This window comes from Streptomyces sp. CC224B, assembly GCF_030010595.1.
Lineage (GTDB): Bacteria > Actinomycetota > Actinomycetes > Streptomycetales > Streptomycetaceae > Streptomyces > Streptomyces longispororuber.
Map to the genome: position 1 here is coordinate 1 of NZ_JASCXL010000223.1, position 4,115 is coordinate 4,115.

Genomic DNA, 4,115 nt, shown 5'->3' on the forward strand with positions numbered 1-4,115 from the left:
CCGCCGCGGCGAGGCCCGCGAGGCCCGCGAGACCGGCACGGACCGGCGCGGGCACCCCCGACCCCGACCCCAACCCCGCACCACCCGCACCCGCACCCGCACCCGCACCCGCCAGCGCGGCCTTCCCGATGGCCCGGGCGACCGTGCGCCGGTCGCCCACCACCCGGGCGGCCTCCTCGTCGGCCCACCGCTCGGCCGTGTACGCGGTGGCCGCGCGCAGCGGCCCGAGGAACGGGTTGGCCCGCGCCGCCGCCTGGGTGACCAGCAGGAAGCGGTGGTGGCGCGCGGAGAGGTGGGCCCGCTCGTGCGCGAACAGGGCCCGCCGCTCGGCGGGTTCGAGGCGCTCCAGGAGTGCGCGGGTGACGACCACGCGACCGGCTTCCCGGCGGCCGACCGGCCCGGGCAGCGCGTACGCGTAAGCCGCCCCGGCCACAGCCCCGGCCCCGTGAGCACCGCGAGCCCCACCGGCCCGGTCAGCCCCACCGCTTCCGAGCACCGCCACCGACGTCCCGCGCAGCCCCGCGACCGCCCGCGCCGCCCGGTGGCGCACCGCGACGTGGCGCCACAGCGTCCGCCCCACCGCGCCGCACACGGCGAGCAGCGCCGGGATCGCGGCCTTGCCCGCGACCTCGTCGTAGGGGACGGCGGCGCGGACCTCGGGGTCGGACCAGGCGTCGGGCAGCGGGTTGCCGGGCAGTTGGGCGGTGCCGACGACCACGAGCAGGGCCAGGCACAGGGTGCTGCACAGGGCCATCACGGCGGCGAGGGCCGTGAGCAGCCGGGTGGCGGTGCGCGGGTGCAGGTGCTGGGCGGCCGCGCGGGCCACCGGCCAGGCGGTGAGCGGCAGCACCAGCGGCAGGAAGACGAAGACCCCCATGGGCGCCGTCAGGCCTCCGTCGCGGTGCCGTCGCCCGCCTCGCCGAGCAGATCGCGCAGCAGCCGTTCGTCGTCGGCGGACAGGGTGGTGACGAAGCTGGCGAGGACGGCCTCGCGGTCGCGTTCGCCGTCGAGCACCTTGCGCATACGCAGCGCGGCCAGGCCCGCCTCGTCGGCGGCGGACCGCCACAGGAAGGAGCGGCCCGCGCGCTCGCGGGTGACGGCGCCCTTGGCGAGGAGCCGGGTGAGGATCGTCATCACGGTCGTGTACGCGAGGTCGCCGCCGACACGTTCCTGCACCCAGGCCGCGCCGACCGGGCCCGGCGCCGCGTGCAGCGCCGCGAGCACCTGGGACTCCAGCTCGCCCTGGCCCCGGCGGCGCGGGCGGGGCTCCCGCCGCGGGCGCTCCTGCCGCTCCTGCCGCTCCATGCCGTGACCTCGCCTCCCGCCGCTCCTGTGCGCGTACCCTGCCCGTTCTCTTCACCCCATGGACACCACGTACAGCACAGAAGTCGCGTACATCACCTGTATCCCGTACGCCGCCGGGGAGCGCCACATCGTAACGGCCGAAACCCGACCATCCACCACGGACTCTTCTACAGTCATGTAGATTCTACGGGCAGGACGAACGCAGAACCACTCCGTAGAGGACCACAGGAGGACACCGTGGGAGTTTCTCTGTCCAAGGGCGGCAACGTCTCGCTGAGCAAGGAGGCGCCCGGCCTGACGGCCGTGCTGGTCGGCCTCGGCTGGGACGTGCGGACCACGACCGGCACGGACTACGACCTCGATGCCAGCGCGCTGCTCTGCGACGACTCCGGGAAGGTCGTCTCCGACCAGCACTTCGTCTTCTACAACAACCTCAAGAGCCCCGACGGTTCGGTGGAGCACACCGGGGACAACCTCACCGGTGAGGGCGAGGGCGACGACGAGGCCGTGAAGGTGGACCTCGCCGCGGTGCCCGCCGAGATTTCGAAGATCGTGTTCCCGGTCTCCATCCACGACGCGGAGAACCGCGGCCAGTCCTTCGGCCAGGTCCGCAACGCGTTCATCCGCGTCGTGAACCAGGCGGACAACCGCGAGATCGCCCGCTACGACCTCTCCGAGGACGCCTCCACGGAGACGGCCATGGTCTTCGGCGAGCTCTACCGCCACGGCGCGGAGTGGAAGTTCCGCGCCGTCGGCCAGGGCTACGCCAGCGGCCTGCGCGGCATCGCCTCGGACTTCGGCGTGAACGTCTGACGCCGACGACCGCCCGCCGCGGGGCGGTCCGCACCACCCTCGGGTGACGGCCCGGCTCCCGCCGGCCCGTCACCCGAGGCCGTGACACCACGGCAAGCGGACCACCCCGTCCGCCTGGCGCCCGGCACCCACCCCACCTTGGAGCAATTACCAGGCGTACCCGCACTGTCACAGATTGGCCACAACGCTCCCGGGCCCAGCCAAGAGCGGGCAATCTGCGGCTCCTCACTCGTCAGCGAACAAGGAGCCCCGCATGCTCAAGCGCGCCGCCTGGACCACCCTGCCCGTCATCGCCGCCGGACTGCTCTCCTTCGCGCCCTTCCTCTACCTCGCCCTCACCCGTCGCACCGCCTGCGACCGCGGCCTCCTCGCCGCGTTCGGCGCGGCCACCCTCGTGGAGGTAGTCCTCCTCGGCCTGGTCGGCACGGACAGGGCGGAGGGCATCCCCGACTTCCTCGTCGGTGTCTACATCGTCGTCCTGATCGCCATCACCGCGATCATGACGTGGATCGAGATGCGCCCCGGCAAGGAAGCCGCCGCACTTCCCGGCCGCGCCTACCTCTGACCCGGAGGCCAGCGCCGACGGAGCACAACGGGCAGCCATACGGAGTGCTTGTGCGTTGCGGGGCGTCGGCCCGCCATCCGCGGAGTCGCCACCCGTTGAGAATTCGCCGCAGTTGATTCTGTGCACGCCGAGAACACTGCGACTTCACTGTCGGACAAGCATCGCTTGTACGGGCCTGTAACTTCTGCGCACCAGGGGCCTGTCCGCAACTGACGGGCTCGCGCGCTGTTGCGAGGGAGTGAGTCATGAGTGCTCAGGTGCAGAAATTCGGGTTCGGTATGCCGTGGGAGTCGTTGTACGGGTACAGCCAGGCAACCCAGGTCGGCGACACGGTGTACGTGTCAGGGCAGCTTTCCCACGACCGCCACGGCGAGTTCGTGGGTGCGGGCGACTTCGAACTGCAGGTCCGCACCACGCTGGAGAACATGGACCTGGTACTGAGTCACTTCGGGGCCGGGCGCAGCCAGATAGTGGAAACCACGGTGCTGGTGAGGAACCTGCGGGAGAACTTCGACACGGCAGCACGCCTCCACGCCGAGTACTTCGGGAAGCACCGGCCCGCCAGCACGGTCATGGGAATTGCCGACTTGGCGCTGCCGGACCAACTCGTGGAGATCGGCGCGCTCGTGCGTCTCGACGTGAAGCCACAGTAAGGGACCGGCCTGATTCCTTGCCATGCCGCCCTCGACCGGCGCCTCGGCGTTCGGGATTCGACGTTCGCAGTAGTCGGCGGGATCGGTGACGTCCTGGATGTGCGCGCCGTGCGACGCCGTGCAACGCGTCGCGCCGGTACCGTTTCCGGGAATCCTTGCCGCACCCCCGCTGTTGTCCGGGGCGGCAGCCCTTCCGCACATTCCTTGGAGGCCCAGCGTGTACGGCGACCCCGCAACGGTCCGCAAGATTCTCACCGAGCTCGGGGACACCTGGGCCGTCGTCGGGCTCTCGTCGAACCAGGCGCGGGCGGCGTACGGCGTCGCCGAGGTGTTGCAGCGCTTCGGCAAGCGGGTCGTGCCCGTGCACCCGAAGGCGGAGACGGTCCACGGGGAGAAGGGGTACCCCTCTCTGGACGCGATCCCCTTCGAGGTCGACGTCGTCGACGTGTTCGTCAACAGCGACCTCGCCGGAGCCGTCGCCGACGACGCCGTCGGCATCGGGGCCAAGGCCGTCTGGTTCCAGCTCGGTGTCGTCGACGAGGCCGCGTACGAGCGGACGCGGGCGGCGGGCCTGGAGATGGTCATGGACCGCTGCCCCGCCATCGAGATCCCGCGCCTGGGCACCACCGGGGCCCGGTAGTCCGCGGAGCCCAGCGGTCCGCGCCGCGCCGCGCCGCTCGGGCCCGCGGCCACGGCCCGGCGCGGCCGCCGTCCGGTCAGGCGGGGGCCGAGGGCTCGCGCGGTACCGCCACGGCCCCGCCGGGGACGGCGCCCGAGGG

Annotated in this window: 6 protein-coding genes; 4 read left to right on the plus strand and 2 right to left on the minus strand. The window is 72.3% G+C overall.

Annotated features, from left to right (window positions below; translation table 11 throughout):
• The coding region (locus QK440_RS40865) for a M48 family metalloprotease (protein WP_282798335.1) at positions 1-877 on the minus strand (877 nt) is incomplete at its 3' end.
• An 8-nt stretch (positions 878-885) separates the two neighbouring features.
• A complete protein-coding gene (locus QK440_RS40870; protein WP_190140750.1) occupies positions 886-1,305 on the minus strand; it encodes a BlaI/MecI/CopY family transcriptional regulator in 420 nt (139 codons plus the stop codon).
• A 237-nt stretch (positions 1,306-1,542) separates the two neighbouring features.
• On the opposite strand from QK440_RS40870, the gene QK440_RS40875 reads away from it, so the two are divergent.
• From QK440_RS40875 to QK440_RS40890, 4 genes are all read left to right on the plus strand, one after another.
• Complete coding sequence (locus QK440_RS40875; protein WP_190140749.1) at positions 1,543-2,118, plus strand: TerD family protein; 576 nt, start codon at positions 1,543-1,545, stop codon at positions 2,116-2,118.
• 253 nt (positions 2,119-2,371) lie between these two features.
• Complete coding sequence (locus QK440_RS40880; protein WP_282798336.1) at positions 2,372-2,683, plus strand: hypothetical protein; 312 nt, start codon at positions 2,372-2,374, stop codon at positions 2,681-2,683.
• A 245-nt stretch (positions 2,684-2,928) separates the two neighbouring features.
• Positions 2,929-3,336 carry a RidA family protein gene (locus tag QK440_RS40885; protein WP_282798337.1) on the plus strand — a complete coding sequence of 136 codons (408 nt, stop codon included), beginning with the start codon at positions 2,929-2,931 and terminating at the stop codon, positions 3,334-3,336.
• 217 nt (positions 3,337-3,553) lie between these two features.
• The gene (locus QK440_RS40890; RefSeq protein ID WP_282798338.1) at positions 3,554-3,976 is read left to right on the plus strand and encodes a CoA-binding protein; all 423 of its coding nucleotides are present in this window, start codon (positions 3,554-3,556) and stop codon (positions 3,974-3,976) included.
• Positions 3,977-4,115 lie beyond the last annotated feature (139 nt).

Excerpts from the sequence above, each read along its gene's own strand:
- QK440_RS40870 (WP_190140750.1), bottom strand. The coding sequence starts at position 1,305 with ATGGAGCGGCAGGAGCGGCAGGAGCGCCCGCGGCGGGAGCCCCGCCCG.
- QK440_RS40880 (WP_282798336.1), top strand. The coding sequence starts at position 2,372 with ATGCTCAAGCGCGCCGCCTGGACCACCCTGCCCGTCATCGCCGCCGGA.
- QK440_RS40885 (WP_282798337.1), top strand. The coding sequence starts at position 2,929 with ATGAGTGCTCAGGTGCAGAAATTCGGGTTCGGTATGCCGTGGGAGTCG.